The sequence below is a fragment of the Mycobacterium sp. genome (genome assembly GCF_035623875.1).
Classification (GTDB): Bacteria; Actinomycetota; Actinomycetes; order Mycobacteriales; family Mycobacteriaceae; genus Mycobacterium.
The window spans coordinates 1-21,216 of record NZ_DASPSP010000003.1; the positions used below are offsets into that span (position 1 = coordinate 1).

The 21,216-nt window shown below is 67.4% G+C and carries 20 protein-coding genes; 5 read left to right on the top strand and 15 right to left on the bottom strand.

Annotated features, from left to right (window positions below):
* The 13 genes from VEI45_RS00220 to VEI45_RS00280 form a co-directional block, all read right to left on the bottom strand.
* Positions 1-416, bottom strand: a 416-nt coding sequence (locus tag VEI45_RS00220; RefSeq protein WP_324848945.1) for a glycosyltransferase, incomplete at its 3' end; no start/stop codon positions are given.
* Positions 413-2,023, bottom strand: coding sequence for a putative lipid II flippase FtsW (ftsW, locus tag VEI45_RS00225; protein ID WP_324848947.1), 1,611 nt, complete (start codon positions 2,021-2,023; stop codon positions 413-415). The genes ftsW and VEI45_RS00220, both read right to left, overlap by 4 nt.
* 5 nt (positions 2,024-2,028) lie before the next feature.
* Positions 2,029-3,519 (bottom strand): UDP-N-acetylmuramoyl-L-alanine--D-glutamate ligase, encoded by a 1,491-nt coding sequence (gene murD, locus VEI45_RS00230; protein ID WP_324848949.1) that lies wholly within the window; start codon positions 3,517-3,519, stop codon positions 2,029-2,031.
* 1 nt (position 3,520) lies between these two features.
* Positions 3,521-4,603: a phospho-N-acetylmuramoyl-pentapeptide-transferase gene (mraY, locus tag VEI45_RS00235; protein ID WP_324848951.1), complete on the bottom strand. Its 1,083-nt coding sequence runs from the start codon at positions 4,601-4,603 to the stop codon at positions 3,521-3,523.
* Positions 4,600-6,156 (bottom strand): UDP-N-acetylmuramoyl-tripeptide--D-alanyl-D-alanine ligase, encoded by a 1,557-nt coding sequence (locus tag VEI45_RS00240; protein WP_324848953.1) that lies wholly within the window; start codon positions 6,154-6,156, stop codon positions 4,600-4,602. Before VEI45_RS00240 ends, mraY begins: the two co-directional genes overlap by 4 nt.
* A complete protein-coding gene (locus VEI45_RS00245) occupies positions 6,153-7,688 on the bottom strand; it encodes a UDP-N-acetylmuramoyl-L-alanyl-D-glutamate--2,6-diaminopimelate ligase (RefSeq protein ID WP_324848955.1) in 1,536 nt (511 codons plus the stop codon). The genes VEI45_RS00240 and VEI45_RS00245 overlap by 4 nt, the downstream gene beginning before the upstream one ends.
* Before the next feature lie 137 nt (positions 7,689-7,825).
* The gene (locus VEI45_RS00250) at positions 7,826-8,137 is read right to left on the bottom strand and encodes an LppA family lipoprotein (protein ID WP_324848957.1); all 312 of its coding nucleotides are present in this window, start codon (positions 8,135-8,137) and stop codon (positions 7,826-7,828) included.
* A gap of 32 nt (positions 8,138-8,169) precedes the next feature.
* On the bottom strand, positions 8,170-8,487 hold the full coding sequence (locus VEI45_RS00255; protein ID WP_324848959.1) for a hypothetical protein: 318 nt from the start codon (positions 8,485-8,487) through the stop codon (positions 8,170-8,172).
* A 75-nt stretch (positions 8,488-8,562) separates the two neighbouring features.
* On the bottom strand, positions 8,563-10,551 hold the full coding sequence (locus tag VEI45_RS00260) for a penicillin-binding protein 2 (RefSeq protein WP_324848961.1): 1,989 nt from the start codon (positions 10,549-10,551) through the stop codon (positions 8,563-8,565).
* Positions 10,548-11,732, bottom strand: a complete 1,185-nt coding sequence (locus VEI45_RS00265; RefSeq protein WP_324848962.1) for a hypothetical protein — start codon at positions 11,730-11,732, stop codon at positions 10,548-10,550. The genes VEI45_RS00260 and VEI45_RS00265 overlap by 4 nt, the downstream gene beginning before the upstream one ends.
* Positions 11,729-12,955, bottom strand: a complete 1,227-nt coding sequence (rsmH, locus tag VEI45_RS00270; RefSeq protein ID WP_324848964.1) for a 16S rRNA (cytosine(1402)-N(4))-methyltransferase RsmH — start codon at positions 12,953-12,955, stop codon at positions 11,729-11,731. Before rsmH ends, VEI45_RS00265 begins: the two co-directional genes overlap by 4 nt.
* Positions 12,930-13,361: a division/cell wall cluster transcriptional repressor MraZ gene (mraZ, locus tag VEI45_RS00275; protein ID WP_219067252.1), complete on the bottom strand. Its 432-nt coding sequence runs from the start codon at positions 13,359-13,361 to the stop codon at positions 12,930-12,932. The genes rsmH and mraZ overlap by 26 nt, the downstream gene beginning before the upstream one ends.
* Before the next feature lie 327 nt (positions 13,362-13,688).
* Complete coding sequence (locus tag VEI45_RS00280; RefSeq protein ID WP_324848966.1) at positions 13,689-14,090, bottom strand: DUF3040 domain-containing protein; 402 nt, start codon at positions 14,088-14,090, stop codon at positions 13,689-13,691.
* A 215-nt stretch (positions 14,091-14,305) separates the two neighbouring features.
* Here VEI45_RS00280 and VEI45_RS00285 point away from each other — a divergent pair, with 215 nt between their 5' ends.
* Together VEI45_RS00285 and VEI45_RS00290 are read left to right on the top strand one after the other, a co-directional pair.
* Positions 14,306-14,905: a GNAT family N-acetyltransferase gene (locus tag VEI45_RS00285; protein ID WP_324848968.1), complete on the top strand. Its 600-nt coding sequence runs from the start codon at positions 14,306-14,308 to the stop codon at positions 14,903-14,905.
* A gap of 113 nt (positions 14,906-15,018) precedes the next feature.
* A complete protein-coding gene (locus VEI45_RS00290) occupies positions 15,019-15,663 on the top strand; it encodes an LppM family (lipo)protein (RefSeq protein ID WP_324849042.1) in 645 nt (214 codons plus the stop codon).
* Between the two features lie 22 nt (positions 15,664-15,685).
* Here the strand turns inward: VEI45_RS00290 and VEI45_RS00295 are convergent, their stop codons facing one another.
* Entirely contained in the window at positions 15,686-16,576 is an 891-nt protein-coding gene (locus tag VEI45_RS00295) for a mycobacterial-type methylenetetrahydrofolate reductase (RefSeq protein WP_324848970.1), read from the bottom strand.
* 284 nt (positions 16,577-16,860) lie between these two features.
* Here VEI45_RS00295 and idsA2 point away from each other — a divergent pair, with 284 nt between their 5' ends.
* Positions 16,861-17,910, top strand: a complete 1,050-nt coding sequence (idsA2, locus tag VEI45_RS00300; RefSeq protein ID WP_324848972.1) for a bifunctional (2E,6E)-farnesyl/geranyl diphosphate synthase — start codon at positions 16,861-16,863, stop codon at positions 17,908-17,910.
* 5 nt (positions 17,911-17,915) lie between these two features.
* Positions 17,916-19,439, top strand: coding sequence for an alpha-(1->6)-mannopyranosyltransferase A (locus VEI45_RS00305; protein ID WP_324848974.1), 1,524 nt, complete (start codon positions 17,916-17,918; stop codon positions 19,437-19,439).
* 27 nt (positions 19,440-19,466) lie between these two features.
* On the opposite strand, the gene VEI45_RS00310 is transcribed toward VEI45_RS00305, so the two are convergent.
* Positions 19,467-19,871: an Rv2175c family DNA-binding protein gene (locus VEI45_RS00310; protein WP_324849044.1), complete on the bottom strand. Its 405-nt coding sequence runs from the start codon at positions 19,869-19,871 to the stop codon at positions 19,467-19,469.
* A 100-nt stretch (positions 19,872-19,971) separates the two neighbouring features.
* Here VEI45_RS00310 and VEI45_RS00315 point away from each other — a divergent pair, with 100 nt between their 5' ends.
* On the top strand, positions 19,972-21,201 hold the full coding sequence (locus VEI45_RS00315; RefSeq protein ID WP_324848976.1) for a protein kinase domain-containing protein: 1,230 nt from the start codon (positions 19,972-19,974) through the stop codon (positions 21,199-21,201).
* Positions 21,202-21,216 lie beyond the last annotated feature (15 nt).

Sequence of the window (21,216 nt, forward strand, 5' to 3'; positions counted from 1 at the left end):
GCGGCGAGGTAGGCCGGCAGCGCCACATACCCACCGAAACCGATCACCACGTCCGCCTCGACGGCATCGAGCACGGCTCGGGTCTCCCGGACGGCACGCCACACCCGCGGTGGCAGCCGGGCCAGGTCGCCGCTGGCCTTACGCGGCAGCGGGACCGGCGTGATCAACTCGAGACGGTAGCCGCGCTGGGGCACCAGCCGGGTCTCCAGTCCGCGTCGGGTGCCCAACGCGGTGATCCGGACCTGCGGATCCAGCGCGGCGAGCGCGTCGGCGACGGCCATCGCGGGCTCCACATGGCCGGCGGTGCCGCCGCCGGCGAGCACTACGGACAGGGTGGAATTGACCGATGATGCGGCACCGGCGGGCGAGGGGCTTGCCCCCAGCCCGCCGGCCGGCTCCCTGACCGTGTCGTTCACCCGTAACGCTGACCTTCCAATGCGCGTGCGCGCCGTGTCTGACGCTGGCCAGATACATGATGCCCTCCCCGCGGCACCGGCCGGGGGGCTGTTCGCCCGAACGCCGGCCGCAGCGGCGCATCGGCGTCCCGCGAAGGCTTCCGCGCCGGCCCCTGGGGGGACTTCCTGGGCGCATTCCGGGGCGCCCCGGCTTTCGCCGGTTGCGGGCGGACACGCTTGCGATCGCGAAACGCCTCCAGGCGGGTCGGCACATACGGCTCGGGCAGCGGCAGCCGCAGCAGCCGGTTCACCTTGTCGTCGCGCCCGGCTCGCAGCGCGGCCACCGCCTCGGGTTCGTGGCGAGCCGCGTTGATCATGATCCCTATCATGAAAAGCGTTGCAGCCGTTGATGTTCCACCAGCCGAGATGAGCGGCAGCTGAAGGCCGGTGACTGGCAGGATCCCGATCACGTAGCCGATGTTGATGAACGCCTGGCCCAGCACCCAGGTCGTGGTGGTCGCGGTCAGCAGCCGCAGGAACGGGTCGGCCGACCGGCGCGCGATCCGCATCCCGGTGTAGGCGAACAACCCGAAGAGGACCAGCAGCCCGAAAGCGCCGACGAAACCGAGCTCCTCGCCGATGATCGCGAAGATGAAGTCGTTATGGGCGTTGGGCAGATAGTTCCACTTGGCCGTGCCCTGGCCCAGACCGTCGCCGAAGATACCGCCATTGGCCAGCGCGAACTTGGCCTGCCTGGCCTGATACCCCGAGTCTTGGGGGTCCTGGCCGGGGTTCAGCCACGACCGCACCCGGTCGGAACGGTAACCGGCCGACACCGCCAGGATCGCCGCCGCCACGATCGCGGCGAACAGCGAACTCAGGAACACCCGCAGCGGTAGGCCGGCATACCAGAACAGGCCCAGCAGGATGATGCCCAACGAGACCGTCTGGCCCAGGTCGGGCTGCGCCACGATCAGGGCCAGCGCGATCACCGCAGCCGGCACCAGCGGGACCAGCATCTCCCGCAGCGAGGCCCGCTCCATGCGCCGCGCGGCCAGCAGGTGGGCACCCCAGATCGCCAAGGCGATCTTCGTCAACTCGGAGGGCTGCATCGAGAAGCCCGCGACCACAAACCATCCACGGGAGCCGTTGGCTTCTTTGCCGATTCCCGGGATCAGCACCAGCACCAGCATCACGATGGTCAGCGCGAATCCGGAAAACGCCACTTGCCGCATGAACCGCACCGGCAATCGCAACGCCAGATAGCACGCGAACAGCCCGATGATGGTCCACAGCACCTGCCGGCCGAAGATAACCCACGCCGACCCGTCGTCGTCGTAGGAACGGACCCCGGACGCGGAGAGCACCATGATCAGACCCAGCGTGGTCAGCAGCGTAGCCACGGCGATGATCAGGTGAAACGACGTCATGGGCCGGCCCAGCCAGGCCCCGAACCGGGTGCGGGGCCCGGCCGTAGCGGTGGCGGCCGGCTTGGCGGAGACCGCCGGGCTCTCGTCGTGTTCCGCCGCGCTCGTCTCCCCCGACGTGTCAGGCGTGCTCGCGGTGCTCCCCGCCGGCTGACCGTCCTTGGTTCCCCGGTGTAGCAACCGGGCCAACCTGTTGTTCACGCCGACTATCCGGACGTGGCACGCACGGCGGCCGCGAACGCGTCGCCGCGGTCGGCATAGCCGGTGAACTGGTCAAATGACGCCCCAGCCGGTGCCAGCAGCACCGTGTCGCCGGGGCGGGCCAGGTCTCGGGCGGCAGCGACGGCGGCGTTCATCACGCGAATGCCGACGGTATCGTCCGATGGAGGAATCACTTTTGTCACATGGGCAACAGGAGCCTCAGCAGTCGCATGCATATCAGCATCCTCGCCTGTCACAAGCTGTACGACGGGGACATCCGGCGCGTGTCGTGATAACGCCTCGGCAACCTCTGCCCGATCACGGCCGATCAGCACCGCCCCGACCAGCCGCGGAGCGATCCTGGCTACCGTCTGCTGCACCGACGCGCCCTTGAGCAGACCCCCGGCTATCCACACCACCCGCGGGTATGCCAGCACGGATGCCTCGGCGGCGTGCGGGTTGGTGGCCTTGGAATCGTCGACGTAGCTGATCTGGTCGACGACGGCCACCACCTCGGCGCGGTGCCGGCCCACCCGAAACGTCGCCAGCGCGTCCGCGACCGCCTCTGCGGGCACCCCGACACTGCGCGCCAGGGCGGCTGCCGCCAACGCGTCGAGCACGCCCACCGGCCCCGGTACCGGGATCGACGAGACCGCGGCCAGCGCTGAGCCGTCCGGAACGGCATCGGAAAACGCCCGGTCGACGAGCATGCCGTCGCGCACCCCGAGTTCGCCGACGGCGGGTTCGCCGAGCCGGAATCCGACGCGTACCGGGGCGTGGGTAGCCGACAGCAGCGCCGCGGCGCGCGGGTCATCGAGCCCGACCACCGCCACCCGGCCGGTCAGCACCCGTGCCTTGGCGGCGGTGTAATCGGCGAGGCTGCCGTGCCAATCCAGATGGTCTTCGGCGATGTTGAGCACCACGCCGACCTCGGGCCGCACCGACGGCGCCCAGTGCAGCTGGAAGCTGGACAACTCGACGGCCAGCAGGTCGGCGGGCTCGCGCAGGACATCCAGCACCGGGCTACCGATGTTGCCGCACAACCTGCTGGACAGGTTGGCGGCCGTGAGCATGGCCTGCAGCATCGACGTGGTGGTCGTCTTGCCGTTGGTGCCGGTGACCGCGAGCCAACGGCGCGGAGGCCCGTAGTGACCGGACGCGTCGAGCCGCCACGCCAGCTCGACGTCGCCCCAGACGGGTACACCGGCTGACTGGGCGGCGACCGGCACCGGTGCGGTCGGTGGGAAACCGGGACTGGTCACGACCAGGGCGTAATCGGTGATGTGCCGTGCGGCGGTGGACGAATCCACCGTCGCCACACCACCGTCGGCGAACTGCTGGCGGGTCGCCGGGTCGTCGTCGTAGAGCGTTGCCGTCACACCCAGCGGTGTCAACGCCGCCAGCACCGAGCGTCCGGTCACACCGCCGCCCGCGACCAGCACGGGCGTGCCGAGCTCGAAGTCGGATATCGAACCACGCGTGGTATCGCGGCTCATGTCAGCGGCCGCCGGTGGCGGCGAGCCACTCGCTGTAGAACAGCGCTACCCCCAGGCCGCAGCTGATCGCGGTCAGCAACCAGAACCGGATGATCACCGTGGTTTCGGCCCAGCCGACGAGCTCGAAGTGGTGGTGGAAGGGCGCCATCCGAAACACCCGGCGACCGGTGGTGCGGAAGGCCAGGATCTGCACGACTACCGAGGCGATCTCGGCGACGAACAGCGAGCCGAGAACCACCGCGAGGATCTCAGTGCGGCTGGTCACCGAGATCCCGGCGATGACGCCACCCAGGGCCAGCGATCCGGTGTCTCCCATGAAAATTTTGGCCGGCGCTGCGTTCCACCACAGAAACCCGATGCAGGCGCCCGCCGTCGCGGCGGCGATGATCGCCAGGTCCAGCGGATCGCGCACGTTGTAACAACCCGGACCCGGCGTGACCGCGCAGGCGTTGCGGTACTGCCAGAATGTGATCAGCACGTAGGCGGCGGTGACCATGGCCATGCTGCCGGCGGCCAGCCCGTCCAGGCCGTCGGTGAAGTTGACCGCATTCGACCAGGCGCTGATGACAACTACGCAGAACAGCACGAAAAGCGCGGGAGCCAGTGTGACGGTGGCGATTTCGCGTACATACGACAGGTCGGAGGTGCCGGGCGTCAGGCCGGCGTCATTGCGGAATTGCAGAACCAGCACGCCGACCAGCACCGCGGCGGTGATCTGCCCGACGGTTTTGGCCGTCTTGTTCAGCCCCAGGTTGCGCGAGCGCCGGATCTTGATCAGGTCGTCGACGAATCCGACTGCGCCGAGCGTGGTGGCCAAAAACAGCACCAACAGACCCGACGCCGAGGGCCCCTCGCCGTTGAATGCCAGACCGGCCAGGTGGGTGCCCAGGTAGCCCGCCCAAATGCCGGCCAGGATCGCCACCCCACCCATCGACGGTGTTCCGCGCTTCGTCTTGTGGCTTGGCGGGCCGTCTTCGCGGATCTCGTGACCGAAGCCCTGCCTGGTGAACAGCCGGATCAGCATCGGGGTCAACAGAATGGACACCGTCAGCGCGATGGCGACGGCGATGAGGATATCGATCATCGGCGATCGCCCTGGCCCTGATCAGCTGCGTCGGTGTCGACGACCAGCGAGTCGGCAAGTGCGCCCAGGCCCGCCGCGTTGGAAGCCTTGACCAGCACCACGTCCCCGGGCTGCAGTTCGGCTCGCAGCAGGGTCAGCGCGGCGTCGGCGTCGTCGACGAGGGCGGCTTCCCCACCCCACGAGCCCTCCATGACCGCGCCGTGGTGCATGGCGCTCATAGACCTCCCCATTCCCACGACAACGAGTCGAGACACATCTAAGCGCACGGCGAGCCGGCCGATGCGGTCATGTTCGGATATCGCGTCCTCGCCGAGTTCGGCCATCTCGCCCAAGACCGCCCAGCTGCGCCGAGGCACGGGCCCGCTGCCGCCGCGGGCAATCCAGGCAAGTGCCTGCAACCCGGCCTGCATGGAATCGGGGTTCGCGTTGTAGGCGTCGTCGATGACGGTGACCCCGTCGCGGCGGGTGCTGACCCGCATCCGGTGCTGCGACACCGGGCCGGCGCCGGCCAGCGCCGTCGCGACCTGCTCGCAGGTGGCGCCGCATTCGAGCGCTACCGCGGCCGCGCACAGCGCGTTGCTCACCTGATGGTCGCCGTGCACAGCCAACCGGATGTCGACGACGTTGTCCGCCGTGTGCAAGGTGAACTGCGGCCTGGCCAGCTCGTCGAGCGTGACCGGACCGGCCCACACGTCAGCGGGGCCGGCGTCGGTCCGGCTGTGCCGGCTCACCCGTACCACGCGGGCCGCGGTCACGTCGGCCATCGCCGCAACCGCCCGGTCGTCGACGTTGAGGACGACCACCCCTGATCGCGGAATAGCCTGCGGCAGTTCGGATTTGGTCTGCGCGATGGTCTCGCGTGAGCCGAACTCACCCAGATGCGCAGTGCCGACATTGAGTACGACGCCGATGGCCGGCGGCGCGATTGCTGCCAGCTCGGCGATGTTGCCGGGGTGGCGCGCCGAGAGCTCCAGTATCAAGTAGTCGGTGCTGCCGGTGGCGCGCAGGACGGTCCACGGGTGGCCCAGCTCGTTGTTGAACGACCCCGGCGGCGCCACCACCTCGCCGAGCGGCTCGAGCACCGCGGCCAGCAGGTCTTTCGTCGACGTCTTGCCCGACGAGCCAGTGATCCCGACGATCGTCAGCCCGCCGGCCACCAGCTCGGCGGCCACCGCCGCGGCCAATTTGGCCAGCGCGGCCAGCACCGCCGCGCCCGACCCGTCGCCGTCATGCTCGATGACACCGGCCAGTCCGCCACTGGTGGCCCCGTCGCGCTGTGTTGCGGGCGGGCCGGGGGCGACCACGATCGCGGGCGCGCCGACCGGCCGGGCAGCCAGCACCGCGACCGCTCCGGCGGCTACCGCCGACGCGGCGTGGTCGTGCCCGTCGGAGCGGGCCCCCGGCAGCGCCAAGAACAACCCGCCCGGTGTGACTTTGCGCGAGTCGAATTCGACGGTCCCAGTGACGTGCAGATCCGCGGCGGCCTGCGCCGAGATGTCGGCCAGTTCGCCGCCGACGATGTCGGCGATCTGCGCAACGGTGAGGTCGATCATTCGAGCTCCTCGAGCGCGGCGGCCAGCTCGATCCGGTCATCGAAGGGACGAGTTTGGCCACCGCGGCTCTGCCCGGTTTCGTGGCCTTTGCCGGCGATCACCACGACGTCACCGGGCTGTGCCCACGCCACCGCGTGCCTGATCGCCTCGCGACGGTCGCCGATCTCGATGACCTGCGCACCCTGTTCGGCCGCACCGGCGAGGATCTCGCGGCGAATTGCCTCGGGGTCCTCACTGCGCGGGTTGTCGTCGGTCACGATCACCAGGTCGGCCAGTTCGGCAGCGACCCGCCCCATCGGCGCACGCTTACCCGGGTCGCGGTCACCACCGGCCCCGAACACCACGGCCAATCGGCTGTCCGGGCGCCGCAGAGATTGCAACACCGCGCCCAACGCGCCCGGCTTATGCGCGTAGTCGACCAACGCGAGAAAGTCCTGGCCGCGATCGATCTGCTCGAGCCGCCCGGGGACGCGGGCATGCCGCAGCCCGGTTGACGCCTGCTCTGGAGAAACCCCGAGTACGTCGAGAATTGCCAGTGCGACAAGGCAATTGGCGATGTTGTAGTCGCCCGGCAGCGGGATGCCAATCCGGTGGTGCACGCCTGCGGGGTCGACCGCGGTGAACTCCTGCTCGCCGGCCGCGGCCGTCACGTCTTCGGCGCGCCAGTCCGCCGACCGGCCCCGCGCGCTGACGGTGACCGCCGCGTCGGCGCGGCTGGCCATCTCGCGACCGGCGTCGTCGTCGACGCACACCACCGCGCGACGGGCGCGCAGTGGCGAAGAGGGGTCGAACAGGCGTGCCTTGGCCTCGAAGTAGTCCTCCATGGTCGGGTGGAAGTCGAGGTGGTCCCGGGACAGATTCGTGAAACCGCCCACCGCGAAGCGGATGCCGTCGACTCGGCCGAGCGTCAGCGCGTGACTGGACACCTCCATCACCACGGTGTCGACACCGCGCTCGGCCATCACCGCTAGCTGCGCCTGCAATGCGGGCGCTTCGGGCGTGGTCAGCGCGCTGGGAACGTCGACGCCGTTGATGCGCAGGCCGATCGTGCCGACCAGTCCCACTGCCCGCCCGGCCACCCGCAGACCGGCCTCTAGCAGATACGTCGTGGTCGTCTTGCCCGACGTCCCGGTCACGCCGACGACGGCGAGGCGCTCTGAGGGACGGCCGTACACCGTGGCGGCGAGTTCGCCAAGCACGCTGCGGGGTTCGGGATGAACCAGCACCGGCACCACGGCGGACGGCTGAGTCTGCTCTGCGATTTCGGCGACGCCGGCGGCGTCGGTGAGCACCGCGACGGCCCCGCGCTCGATCGCGTCGCCGAGATGGCGGGCGCCGTGGGTCGTCGCGCCGGAAAGCGCCGCGAACAGGTCACCCGAAAGCACGTCCTGGGCCCGCAAGGTGACACCGGTGATTCGCAGATCGGGGACCATGCTCCCCTCGGCCGGTGCCGCGCCTACCTGGGCAGCCAGCGTCGACAGCGGCACACCCAAGCCGACGCTGGGCCGCAGCGCAGTGGGCACCGATACCACCTTCCTCTGCCGCCGATTCTCAGGACCGTTTCATCGTCTTAATCGGCCATGACCCTACCTATCCGGAGAACTCCGACGATAAGGCGATAAGGTTCCCGGCTTTGCCAGGGCAGCTGTGACGTGGCGGGCGGAGGACTTTACGGGTGAGTAGTCGGTATCGGAGTCGGGACGTCGGTTTCGGGCATCAACCAGTCCGATCTCGCCGTCAATACCGCACCGCTACACCCGTTCCAGCTGCTCTCTTCGACGTGCCAGCTCATCCCCGGCACCACTGCAGCGATCTTTCCTGCCATCTGATCCATTGCCGCCGAGTACTCAGCACGAGCTACTTCAAACGACGGTTTGAGCCGCAACCCGTTCTCCAACTCCTCCACCCGCAGCGGTCCGGGATTGCCATGCGCTCCGGGATCTGTTGTACCGCAACCGAAAACTGATACGAATACCACCATCAGCCTTAAAATCCCGGCAACGAGTCGGATCATCATCCCCCCGGGTGCGGATACCCGCGCAGCATCTCAACGTTGTCGCGCTCCATCGTCGCAAAGTCGATCCCGTCGTCGTTCAGGTCCAACGCGTGAGCGCCGACCCTGGCCAGCAACCTGCGCGAAGTGTCCAGCCAGGTCGCCGTCTTAATGCTCAGCACCGCAGCAGAGGCACCCACCCAGCCCGACTGGACGGACGTTATCCGGTTGTCCGACGACAAGTGAGCACTCGCCAAATCCTCACCCTGTTCGGACACCTGCGCCGCCGCACACGCCAAGGCCTCCAGGTCGACCCGAAACCGTCCCTCAGCCGCCATCGCCACCACCTCACGCCGAAACCTGACCAGTCTCGAATACCAGCAGCTGGCAACGGGCCGCAAGTCACTGCGCGCCTACATGGCCTGCAATGTCAGCGGCGGCCCGGGATCGGGTGACAGTGGGATGTTTTCGCGCTGCAGCAGCCAGCCGGCGATGTTGTGGAACAACGGGGCTGCCGACGATCCGGGTGAGCCGTCGGCGGCGTGCTGCGGGTTGTCCATCATGATGCCGATGACATACCGCGGATCGTCACTGGTGGCCATACCGGCGAACGTGATCCAGTCGACGTTGTCGAAGTAGCAGCCGCACGCCGGGTTGATCTGCTGCGCCGTGCCGGTTTTGCCGGAAATCTGGTAACCCTCGACCGCGGCCGCCGGCGCGGTGCCCTGCTGGATACCCCTCGGATCATGCTGCACGACCGCGCGCAACATGTTGCGCACCGTCCGGGCGGTTTCGGCCGATACCACCCGGGTGCCTTCTGGACGCGGCTCTTCGGTGCGACTGCCGTCCGGTGCGATGGTGGCCTTGATGATCCGCGGCGGAATCCGCAGCCCATCGTTGGCGATCGCCTGATACATGCCCGCCATCTGCAGCAAGGTCATCGAAAGGCCCTGTCCAATAGGAAGATTGGAGAACGTGCTGCCCGACCACTGATCGAGCGGGGGAACCAGCCCGGCACTCTCACCGGGCAGCCCGACGTTGGTGCGCTGACCCAGCCCGAACTTGCGGAGCATGTCGAAATAGCGGTCCGGGCCGACACGCTTGGCCAGCATCAGCGTGCCCACGTTAGACGATTTCCCGAACACGCCGGTGGTCGTGTAGGGCGTCACGCCATGAGTCCACGCATCGTGCACCGTGACCCCGCCCATGTCGATCGAGCCCGGCACCTGCAGCACCTCGTCGGGATTGCTGAGCCCGTACTCGATCACCGCGGCGGCGGTGACGACCTTGTTCACCGATCCCGGCTCGAACGGGGAGGTGACTGGGAGGTCGCCCATCTGCTTGTCGCCCTGACGCCCGATGTCCTGAGCCGGGTCGAAGGTGTTGTCGTTGGTCATGGCCAGCACTTCGCCGGTCTTGGCATCCAGCACCACCGCCGAGGCATTGCGCGCCCCAGATAGGTTCTTGGCCTGCTGGACCTGCTGCTGGACGTAGAACTGAATGTCGTCGTCGAGGGTGAGCTGGACGGTCGAGCCGTTGACCGCCTTGTGTCGATTGCGGTAGCTGCCGGGTATCACCACGCCGTCGGAGCCGCGGTCGTACGTGATGGAGCCGTCGGTGCCGGCCAGCTCGGCATCCATCGAATCCTCCAGCCCGAGCAGACCGTGGCCGTCCCAGTCGATTCCGCCGACGATGTTGGCCGCCAGCGCGCCGCCGGGATACTGCCGTAGGTCTTGACGTTCGGTGCCGACCTCGGGGTATTTGGTGGTAATGGCGGTGGCGATCGCAGGGTCGACGGCGCGGGCCAGATAGACGAAGGTCTCGTCACTGCGTAGCTTCTTCAGCAAGGTGGCCTTGTCCGGCTTGTTGTTCAGCCGCAGCGCCACCTCCTTGGCAATATCCGTCAATCGCTGTTGCGGGCCGGGGGCGTTCGCGTTCTTCTGTTTGGCCTCCGCCAGCTGCTTATGGATCCTGCGCGGCTGGAAGGTCAGCGCGCGGGCCTCGATGGTGAACGCGAGTTGGTCGTTATTGCGGTCGATGATGCTGCCGCGCAACGCCTTTTGGACATCGGTGACCTTGAGTTGACCCGCGGCCTCAGCACGCAGCCCGGATGCTCGCGGCACCTGCAGATAAAACAGCTGGACGGCCGCCACCAACAGCGCCAGGAAGATCACCGCATTGCCTGCTCGGTGCCGGAAGACGAACGACGCGCCGCGGGTTCCGAAATCCACTGCCTGGCGGGTACGACGGTCGCGCGCCGAGCGGACCGGTGGGCTCGCATTTGCCCGCGCATCTTTTTTCGGCGTCGTAGATTTCTTGGACTTTTTGGCTGATTTGACTTTGACGCCCCGACGTCGCACCGGGCGCGCAGATCGGCTGCCTGACCGGTCTGCGCGGCTCACCGCGGAGCGCCGGGTGTCGTGATGGTCAGTGGACCGAACTGCTCGCCGATAAGCGGCGCGGCGGGTGGCGCGGCGAGATGGGGCACGCCCGCGGGTGCTGCGTCGGCCGGGGGCGGCGCGGCGGCAGGCGGAATCGCGGGTACGGCCAGCGGCGCAGGCCCAGCGGGCGTGGGCGCGGCGGGCGCGGGCCCAGCGGGCAGAGGCACACCGGGTGCGGGCTCGGCGGCAGCCGGGGCCGATGTGGGCGGCAACCCCGGCACGGGCGGAGCGCCCGGCACGAGTGCCGGTCCGGCAGCAGGCAGTTGCGGCGTGCCGGGAACTGGCGGAAAGTGCTCGGTGCCCAACGTGCTGGCACCGTCAGGGGTGCGGACCAATACCTCGGGTCCGGGCGCCAGCGGGACGGCCGGAGCGCCGTTGCCCGGCAAGACTCGCATCGGCACCTCGACCGGCTTCCCCGATGGGGCCGGAGGCGGTGCCAGCTTTTCGTCAGGCAGCTTGGTGTTGAGCGGTGGCGGCGGAACGCCTTGGGCGGGCTTGGGGGTCCCGACCACCATCCAGTTCCCTGACGGATCCTGGATCAAGTGCGCGGTGTCCCTGGTCGGGATCATCCCCAGGCCGCGCGCGGCCTCGGCTAACGCAGGTGCGGACTGTGCCTCCATCACGTCCCGCTCCAGCGCTTCCTTCTGCTCTTGCAACAGCCGGTTCTGCTGGCGGGCATTGCCAAGCTGGTAAGAACGCTCGGCAGAGTCGGTGGACAGCCACAACGTGAGGCCCAGCCCGGCGCCGAGCGAGCCGATCACCAGCACCACGAACGGCACTTTGGCCGCCAATGTGCGCGGTCTTAGGTCGATCGACGCCAATCTGGTGAGCAGACGGTCTCGTAACGGCGGCCGAACGACCTTGGGCGCCTTGGCTTTCCGTGCCTTCGCTCGCGCCTTGGCCTGGCTGGCATTCTTCGGTCGGGCCGGCCGCTCGACGGGCCGCGAGATCGGGGTGGTCTGCGGCGCGGATCGTGGCATTCGTGGCTCGCGTGCCGGCGCTGACGCTTTCCCGGCGCGCGGACGGGTGCGACGTGGCGGCGCCGGGTCGGCCAGCCGCCGCCCGGTGGTCCGGGAGGCGCTGGTCTGCCCGCGCCGACGACCACCGCCGCGAGGCGGTGGCGTTTCACGCTTGGCTTTCATCTGCCTCCCTTCCTTGCTGCCTCATGCCCCGGTTGCACGCGTTGCAAAGCACGCAGTCGCACCCCGGCACTTCGCGGGTTCTGCTGAATCTCGGCGTCGCCGGCGCGTTCGGCGCCGCGCGTCAACGAGGTGAATTGCGGTCCGTGCCCGGGGAGTTCGACCGGCAGACCCGGCGGTGTACTCGAGGTAGCGGCCTCGGTGAACACCCGTTTGACGATGCGGTCTTCCAGCGACTGATACGCCAGCACCACGATGCGTCCGTCGACGGCGAGGGCGTTCAAGGCGGCGGGCACAGCGTCGCGCAATGCGTCCAGCTCGTCGTTGACCGCGATGCGCAGCGCCTGGAATGTCCTCTTGGCCGGATGTCCGCCAGTACGTCGGGCCGGTGCCGGAACTGCTTGGTAGACAAGCTCTACCAGCTCGCCGGTCGAGGTGAACGGCGTGCGCGCACGGCGGCGGATGATGTGCGCGGCGATGCGGCGGGCGAAGCGCTCCTCGCCGTACCGGCGCAGGATGTCGGTCAGCGCCGCCTCGTCGTAGTTGTTGACGATTTCGGCGGCGGTCAGCGCCGATGTGGGGTCCATCCGCATGTCCAACGGCGCGTCCTTGGCGTAGGAGAAGCCGCGTTCGCCGCGGTCGAGCTGCATCGACGAGACGCCAAGATCGAAGAGCACACCGTCCACGGATCCCGTTGCAGCATAACCCGACTCGGCGATAACAGCGCCGATCCGATCATACCGAGATTGGATCAAGGTGAGGCGGTCAGCGAAACGCGCCAGCCGGGTGCGGGCGATGTTCAGTGCGGTCGGGTCGCGGTCGATGCCGATCAGCCGGAGTCCGGGCAAGTCGGTCAGGAAACGTTCGGTGTGCCCGCCGGCGCCGACGGTCGCGTCGATGAGCACCGCGCCCGACCCGTCCGGATGGCGACGCGTCAGCGCGGGGGTGAGCAGTGCGACGCAGCGTTCGAGAAGCACGGGCACATGACCGAAATCGCCTGTGACATCAGCCATGACAACACCTCCCCTACGAGCGACCCGGCGGTCGACCCGCTGCGCCCGGCTTCGCCGCGCTTGCGATCGCCCGGTGACCCGGCGGTGTGCCCCTGCACCGAGGTCCCTGTCCGACAACACGAACCTGGCGTTGGGGAAGTACGTCAGGGTCGGTTCGGGCAGAGGCCACGGTGCACGGGCACGCGCCTCAGATAATGTCGCCGAGTGCTTCATCGCTGGCTGCGGAGAAGTTCTCTTCGTGGGTCTGTTGGTATTCCTGCCAGGCTTGGGCATCCCAAATCTCTAGGTAGTCAACCGATCCGATGACCACGCAGTCCTTCGAAAGGTTTGCGTAGCGACGGTGGTCGGCCGACAACGTGATTCGGCCTTGCGCGTCGGGATGCTGTTCATCGGTGGCGGCGGCCAGGTTGCGCAGGAACGCTCTCGCCTCCGGGTTGCTTCTTGATGCCTTGCTGGCCCGACGGGCAAGTTGCTCGAATTCCGCACGGGGATAGACAGCCAGGCTATGGTCTTGGCTCTTGGTGACCATCAACCCTCCTGCCAGCGCGTCACGGAACTTGGCGGGCAGCGTGAGCCGCCCTTTGTCGTCGAGCTTGGGCGTGTAGGTGCCGAGAAACATCTGGCCACCTCCACGCCGTTCGACTTGCGCCACCATACCCCACAATCCCCCACTGCGCTCCATTTAACGGCAAGAAGGTCACTGATTGGTGTCGTTTCAGCAGGTTTTCGGCCACTCAAGCGGCTCGGCAATGCCGGTGCGGCGTCGATGATCGGTAGCTCAAACCACATTTGAACTGCGGGTTATCGGTAAGGTGGGGCGCAGTGGGGGGCTAAGGTGAGGCGTGCGGCCGCGTCATGGCAGCGCACTGCTGCGTGTCGGGCAAACCCGGCTCACCCGATGCAAAACAAAGGGCCGCCAAACGCTGCCCTTTTGTTCCTGTTGACGCTATTCCCCGAAGCGGCGGCGGAACCGATCTTCCATGCGGCTGGTGAAAGAACCGCCCGCACCCTTGCTTCGGCGCTGGCGCGCGCCTGCCGAGGACCCTCGGCGCTCCCCCCGACCGGACAGTCGCGGGCCGATGATGGCCAATATGACGCCGCCGAACATCACGACGAAGCCGATGACCGACAGGATCGGAAACGGTCCGGCCCACACGGTCTTAAATGGGATGCCACAGACCAACATCGCGAGACCGGCCACAAATAACGCCGCGCCCTGCACCCGTCGCCGTGCGGTCGGCGCACGCAACCCCCCGCCACGAACACTGGAGGCGAATTTGGGGTCTTCGGCATAGAGAGCGCTCTCGATCTGGTCGAGCATCCGCTGCTCATGATCGGAGAGTGGCATTCGTCCCTCCTTGCCGAAAAGCTGTACGTATTACCGATAGCACTTCAATGCCCGCTGTGTGGGCAACTAATCAGAATGATACGAGGTCAATCAGCGTCATACCACTGCTTCGCTCGCTGATTGTAACCGCCGCCGCGTGGTGATCCGCGCACCGCCGCCGCGTCCGATAATGGGACGGAGCACGGCACTGGACGACCGACGAGGAGACTCCCCAGTTGGCGACATTCCTCATCAACCTGCCGCCGCAAGACATGCAACGGCGTCTGGGAGACGCCTTGGGCGTTTACGTCGACGCAATGCGTTATCCGCGGGGCACCGAGAATCAGCGCGCCGCCATGTGGCTCGAGCACACCCGACGGCGCGGCTGGCAGGCCGTAGCGGCCGTGGAAGTCGACACGCCGGCCGGCCTCACGCCATCGTCTACCGAGCTGAGCGAGGCAACCCTGCTCGGCGTGGCCTACGGCTACTGCGGCGCACCCGATCAGTGGTGGCAACAGCAAGTCGTGCTCGGGCTGCAACGCGGCGGCTTCCCCGGCCCCGAGATCGCGAGGCTGATGGCCAGCTACTTCGAGCTGACGGAGTTGCACATTCATCCCCGGGCACAGGGCCGAGGCCTCGGAGAAGCGTTGGCGCGGCGGCTGCTCGCCGACCGCAGCGAAGCCAACGTGCTGCTGTCGACCCCGGAGATCAACGGCGAAGCCAATCGCGCCTGGCGGTTGTACCGTCGGCTGGGATTTATCGACATCATTCGCGGCTACCACTTCACCGGCGACCCACGAGCGTTCGCGATCCTGGGCCGCAAGCTCCCGCTGTAGCCGCACAACACGCCGGCGAGGTCTGGCACGATGACCGGGTGCGTGCCAGCAGCATCCAACTCTTCGCCCGAGCGTTCACCGCGCGTCGTCGTCGCCGCCTGGCGGCCCTGACGATGCTGCTCCTGGTAGTACCAGTGCTCGCCGGATGCGTCCGGATCAGGGCGTCGATCACCATCTCCCCTGATGACCTGGTGTCCGGGGAGATCATCGCGGCGGCCAAATCGCGCAACGACAAAGACGCTGGACCGCAACTGGATCCCAATTTGCCGTTCAGCCAGAAAGTGGCGATCTCCAAGTACGACCGCGACGGCTATGTGGGGTCCCAGGCGGTGTTCTCCGACTTGACCTTTGCCGAGCTGCCGGAGCTGGCAAATATGAACTCCGACGCCCAGGGCGTCAACCTGTCCCTGCGCCGAGCAGGCGAGCTAGTGATCCTGGAGGGGAGGGCGGACTTGACGTCGCTGACCGATGCCGATGCGGACGTCGAGCTGACCGTCGCCTTCCCCGGCGCGGTCACGTCCACCAACGGTGATCGCGTGGACCCGGAGACGGTGCAGTGGAAACTCAAGCCGGGCATCGTGAGCATGATGAACGCTCAGGCCCGCTACACCGATCCGAGCACCCGTTCGTTTCGCGGCGCGGCGCTCTGGCTGGGCCTTTCGTCGCTCGTGGTCGCGGGCGTGGTGGCGCTGCTGGCCTGGTACAGCCGCGACCGCTCGCCCCGGTTCGCCGAGCCGAGCGACCAGCAGTCCGACTGACCCGATGATCGAAAAGCGGCTGTCAGCTCGACGGCGACCAGTAGTCCAGCAGCTCCGCGAACGTCTCGAAAGCCGGCGCCGAATTGCCGTACGTGGCTTCGAGATGGATGCTCAGCGGATATCCCAGGTCGACGACGCCGTCGATGATCCGCTTGTACAGATCGACCATCAGCTTGCGCTTCTGGGCAGGTTCGGTGGTGGCCAATACCTTGACGAACGCCTGCTCATCGGCCACCGCGGCGTTGCCCGGATCCTGGATGAGCCAGTTGATGAAACCAATCCGGTGCTCCATCTTCGGTACGAAGCCGAACGACAGCAGGATCTCCGGCCGATGGTCGGTCCGCTTAGCGAACTCGGCCAGGAAACCCACGATCGCGTCGGAGTACAACAGCTGAGTCTGAGCGAACGTCGCACCCTGATCGCACTTGAAATTGAACCGGCCCTGTTCACCCTCCCGGGTGGGAATCAGGATCACGCCCCGGTTATCCACCAGCTCACGGTAGATCGACAGGGCGTCGGTCGGCGCGACACCGGAGCCCTCACCATCGGCCATGGTGCGGGGTACGCCGACGAACACGATCCCGTCGATGCCGGCACCGACCAGATCACCGAGCCGCTGACGCAAGGACTGCTCGTCCATGAAAGCAGTTACCTGGCTGCACAATCCACGCACACCGGGCAACTCCGGTTTGATGATCGACCAGAAATCGAGCACGTCCAGCTTTGGCTTCATCTTGACGGGCCGGTCATCTTCCTCCTCGATCAACCCCGGCATCATCAGGTGCCCGATCCGCCCCTCGAGGCCGGCTTCGGTGGACAGTTGCACCACTTTGCGCGCGTCTTCGAGTGCCTGCTCCGTGCCGCGCTCTACATTCGTCGGTACCAGCTCGACTGCGATGGTGTTCAAGGTCAACGGGCTACTCCTCATCATCGACTACTTCTTCACCACAGCAGGAAAACAACGCTGGCCGGCAGGTGGGCGCGGATCACCCGACAGCATATGGCGTGGGGTACTCCCCTACCTGCGGTGTGGGCCCACCCGCGTGCGGGGGAGCACGGAGTTCAGGGTCTGAGTAAGGCAAAACCCGCTGGACAGCCCGGCGCCGAATAGACTTGGCGGGCCACGATCGCGCCGATGATTGAAGCGGACCAGGAAGGGGTGTCGCGCTGAGCGTAGAAGCAGCGGCAACCGTCGAGTTGGCCGACGCCGTCACCGACCAGCTGCGGAGGTATTTGCACGACCGCCGCGGTGAGGCCGCCTACATCGGAAGCGACTACGACCGCCTGACGGCCGGCCTGGAAGAGTTCGTGCTGAGCGGCGGGAAGCGGCTGCGCCCGGCGTTCGCCTACTGGGGCTGGCGCTCCGTGTCGAGCAAAGACGCCGACGCCCAAGCCCTGCTGTTGTTCTCCGCGCTGGAGCTGCTGCATGCCTCGGCGCTGGTGCACGACGACGTGATCGACGGCTCGGCGACTCGCCGGGGTCGGCCGACTACACACATGCAGTTCGCGGCGCTGCACCGCGACCGGCAGTGGCGGGGACCGGCCGAGCAATTCGGCATTTCGGCGGCCATCCTGCTCGGCGATGTGGCGCTGGTGTGGGCCGACGATATCGTCGCGGGCATCGATCTGCCGCCCGACGCACGCCGCCGGGTGCGGCGAGTCTGGGTCGACATCCGCACCGAGCTACTGGGCGGCCAATACCTCGATATCGTGGCCGAGGCCAGCGCCGCCGAGTCGATCGCGTCGGCGATGAACGTGAATACCTACAAGACCGCCTCCTACACGGTGTCGCGTCCGTTGCAATTGGGGGTGGCCGCCGCTGCCGATAGACCCGACGTGCAGACCCTTTTCCACGAGGTCGGCACCGACCTGGGCGTCGCATTCCAGCTGCGTGACGACGTTTTAGGGGTGTTCGGAGATCCGGCGGTCACCGGCAAGCCGTCCGGCGACGACCTTCGGTCTGGCAAGCGCACAGTGCTGCTGGCAACGGCGGTGGAATTAGCCGACAGGTCAGATGCGGCCGCCGCCAAGCTGTTGCGCGCCTCGATCGGCAGCGACTTGAGCGACACCCAGGCGCGCGAACTGTGCGGCGTTATCGAGCGGGTCGGCGCGCTGGCTGCGGTCGAGCACCAGATCGACACGCTGACCCGGCGGGCGCTGGCCACGCTGGGCGACGCACCCATCCACGCGGCCGCCAAGACCGGACTGTCCGAGATGGCCCGACTGGCCGCGAACCGGTCCGCATGACGCGCATGTCCACGCGCGCATCCACACCCACTGCCGGCCCGGCTGCCGGCCGGACGCAACACTTTTCACGACTGCGGGAGTTCATTGCCGCGGCCGAGGGCCGACCGGCACTACTGGGCTGCCTGGGTGCGGCGCTGATCACCATAGGAGGACTCGGAGCCGGCAGCACGAAACAGCATGACCCACTGCTGGAGTCGCTGCACCTGTCCTGGATGCGCTACGGGCACGGGCTGGTGCTGTCCTCGGTGGTGCTCTGGGTGGGCGTGGCGTTGATGCTGATCGCGTGGCTGTGGCTGGGCCGGCGTGTTCTCACCGGCAGTGCGAGCGAATACACGATGGTGGCCAGCACCGGCTTCTGGCTGGCGCCGCTGCTGCTGTCGGTGCCGGTCTTCAGCCGCGACACCTACTCGTATCTGGCCCAGGGTGCGCTGCTGCGCGACGGCCTGGACCCCTACGCTGTCGGGCCGATTGAGAATCCGAATCCGTTGCTGGACAACGTGAGTCCCATCTGGACCATCACCACGGCACCCTACGGCCCGGCATTCATCATGATTGCCCGGCTTGTCACGATGCTGGTCGGCAATCACGTGATCGCCGGAACCACGTTGCTGCGCCTGTGCATGCTGCCCGGACTGGCATTGCTGATCTGGGCGACACCGCGGCTGGCACGCCATCTCGGCGCCAATGCGCCCATCGCGCTGTGGATTTGCGTGCTCAACCCGCTGGTGATCATCCATCTCATGGGCGGGGTTCACAACGAGATGCTGATGGTGGGCCTGATGACCGCTGGCATCACACTGACCTACGAGCGCCATCATGTTGCGGGTGTGACGCTCATCGCCCTCGGGGTCGCGGTCAAGGCGACCGCCGGGATCGCACTGCCGTTCATGGTCTGGGTGTGGATGCGCCATCTGCGTAACCAACGTGGATACCGGCCGCTGCCGGCCTTTGCGGCGGCCGGCGCAGCATCCGTACTGATCCTCATCGCCGTGTTCGCCGTGTTATCCGGCTTGGCCGGGGTGGGGCTGGGCTGGCTGACCGCGCTGGCCGGTTCGGTGAAGATCATCAACTGGCTGACGGTCCCCACGGCGATGGCCAACCTGATCCACGCTGTCGGCGGACTCTTCTTTCCGGTGAATTTCTATGCCATGCTGCAGGTCACCCGACTCGTCGGAATCGCAATCATCGCGGTGTCGCTACCGCTGCTGTGGTGGCGATACCGGCAGGACGACCGCACGGTGTTGACCGGCGTCGCCTGGGCCATGCTCGTCGTCGTGTTGTTCGTACCCGGCGCGCTGCCGTGGTACTACAGCTGGCCGCTGGCCGTCGTGGCCCCGCTTGCCCAATCGCGCGCGGCGGTCGCGGCGATCGCCGGATTCTCCACCTGGATCATGGTCGTCTTCAAACCCGATGGCGCCCATGGGATGTACTCGTGGATCCATGTCTTGGTGGCGACGGCCTGCGCCGCGATCGCCTGGTACACGCTGTCTCGGCCGCCGGTGCCGGAGCCGGCCGGGCCAGCCGATTGACGCCGCCCAGGCCGCCTGATTTCGGTGTCAATAGGCCATGGCCTGCGCCCGGCGCACCACTTCGCGAGCCTGATGGGCGTGCAGCGCGTCGACTGGGCGGGCGTTGCTGATGGCATCGCGCGTCCCGTCCCGAGTGACGGTCAGCGACGGGTCGGGGGTGAACAGCCAGCGCACGATTTCGGTGTCGCGGTAACCACCGTCGTGCAAAACCATCAGCAACCCGGGCAGGCTCTTCACCACCTCGCCGGATTCGGTGAAGAAGATCCGCGGCACCAACACGTCGCCGGCACGCCGTACGCCCACCAGATGGCCTTCCCGCAGGTGCTGGTGCACCTTGGTGACTGGGATGCCGAGCAACTCGGCGACGCCGGGCAGATCGTAGGTGGGTTCGTCGGGGTCCAGAACGTCGTCGCCGGCCGGAATCCTGCTCACCGACTCAGTGTAGGCCGGGGATGCTGCGTATTCCGGGCACGCAATGTAAAGGTTTCCGGCGTCCATGGCGTAGACATCGGACATAGTGGCGCCACCTACGATGAACCCCGTGACAGCAGCGACGGACGATCCTCTCGAGGGCACGTTGCTGGACGGGCGGTATCGCGTAGCGACCAAGATCGCCACCGGCGGCACCTCGACGGTGTACCGCGGCCTCGACACCCGTTTGGACCGACCGGTCGCACTGAAAGTGATGGATTCCCGCTACGCCGGCGATCAGCAATTCCTCACCCGCTTCCAGCTCGAGGCCCGCACGGTCGCCCGACTCAAAGACCCCGGACTCGTCGCCGTATACGACCAGGGCCTCGACGCCCTACACCCGTTCCTGGTGATGGAACTCGTCGAGGGCGGCACGCTGCGCGAGTTGCTGACCGAGCGGGGCCCGATGCCACCGCATGCCGTCGCCGCGGTGCTGCGCCCGGTGTTGGGCGGGCTGGCCGCCGCGCATCGGGCCGGCCTGGTGCACCGCGATGTCAAACCGGAAAATGTGTTGATCTCCGACGAGGGCGACGTCAAAATCGTCGACTTCGGGCTGGTCCGCGCCGTCGCTGCGGCCGGAATCACTTCCGCCAGCGTCATTCTCGGCACGGCCGCCTACCTGTCCCCCGAACAGGTCCGGGACGGAAACGCCAGCCCGCGAAGCGATGTCTACGCCTCGGGAATAGTGGCCTACGAGCTGCTGACCGGGCAGACGCCATTTTCCGGTGACTCGGCGCTGACGGTCGCATACCAACGCTTGGATACCGATGTACCCGCGCCCAGCACGGTAATCGACGGCGTTCCTGGACAATTCGACGAGCTGGTGGGACGAGCGACGGCCCGCGATCCCGCCGCCCGCTACGCTGATGCACAAGAAATGGGCGCCGAGTTAGCGGCGATCGTTGACGAGTTGGCACTACCGGAGTTTCGGGTGCCCGCACCGCGCAACTCTGCTCAGCACCGCTCAGCCGCGCTGCACCGCGGCCAGGTCGACCAACACCGGACCACGGAGCAACAACAGCCTCCGGCCCGGCGCCCGCCGGTACACCACCCCACCCGTCAGCTGACCCGGGAACCCCAGGACTGGCCGGCTGGACCCGACGTGCGGGCCGATCGCGAATATCAAGAGTTATCAGGCCAATTCGCCGGGATCGACATGGTCGAGTTCGCGCTCGAACGCCAGCACGCTCGACGCATGGTGCTGATCTGGGTAGCGGTCGTGCTGTCGGTCACCGGGATGGTGGCCGCCGCGGCATGGACCATCGGCAGCAACCTGAGCGGATTGCTCTAGCCGCCGCGCCGGATC

What these genes read in the sequence shown, in the direction of transcription:
- mraY (WP_324848951.1), bottom strand. Translation starts at nt 4,603, where the DNA reads ATGATCGATATCCTCATCGCCGTCGCCATCGCGCTGACGGTGTCCATT.
- mraZ (WP_219067252.1), bottom strand. Translation starts at nt 13,361, where the DNA reads ATGTTTCTCGGCACCTACACGCCCAAGCTCGACGACAAAGGGCGGCTC.
- VEI45_RS00265 (WP_324848962.1), bottom strand. Translation starts at nt 11,732, where the DNA reads ATGAAAGCCAAGCGTGAAACGCCACCGCCTCGCGGCGGTGGTCGTCGG.
- VEI45_RS00280 (WP_324848966.1), bottom strand. Translation starts at nt 14,090, where the DNA reads ATGCCACTCTCCGATCATGAGCAGCGGATGCTCGACCAGATCGAGAGC.
- VEI45_RS00305 (WP_324848974.1), top strand. Translation starts at nt 17,916, where the DNA reads ATGTCCACGCGCGCATCCACACCCACTGCCGGCCCGGCTGCCGGCCGG.
- VEI45_RS00250 (WP_324848957.1), bottom strand. Translation starts at nt 8,137, where the DNA reads ATGGTGGTATTCGTATCAGTTTTCGGTTGCGGTACAACAGATCCCGGA.
- VEI45_RS00290 (WP_324849042.1), top strand. Translation starts at nt 15,019, where the DNA reads ATGCTGCTCCTGGTAGTACCAGTGCTCGCCGGATGCGTCCGGATCAGG.
- VEI45_RS00255 (WP_324848959.1), bottom strand. Translation starts at nt 8,487, where the DNA reads ATGGCGGCTGAGGGACGGTTTCGGGTCGACCTGGAGGCCTTGGCGTGT.
- rsmH (WP_324848964.1), bottom strand. Translation starts at nt 12,955, where the DNA reads ATGAAGCACTCGGCGACATTATCTGAGGCGCGTGCCCGTGCACCGTGG.
- murD (WP_324848949.1), bottom strand. Translation starts at nt 3,519, where the DNA reads ATGAGCCGCGATACCACGCGTGGTTCGATATCCGACTTCGAGCTCGGC.
- VEI45_RS00240 (WP_324848953.1), bottom strand. Translation starts at nt 6,156, where the DNA reads ATGATCGACCTCACCGTTGCGCAGATCGCCGACATCGTCGGCGGCGAA.
- VEI45_RS00315 (WP_324848976.1), top strand. Translation starts at nt 19,972, where the DNA reads ATGAACCCCGTGACAGCAGCGACGGACGATCCTCTCGAGGGCACGTTG.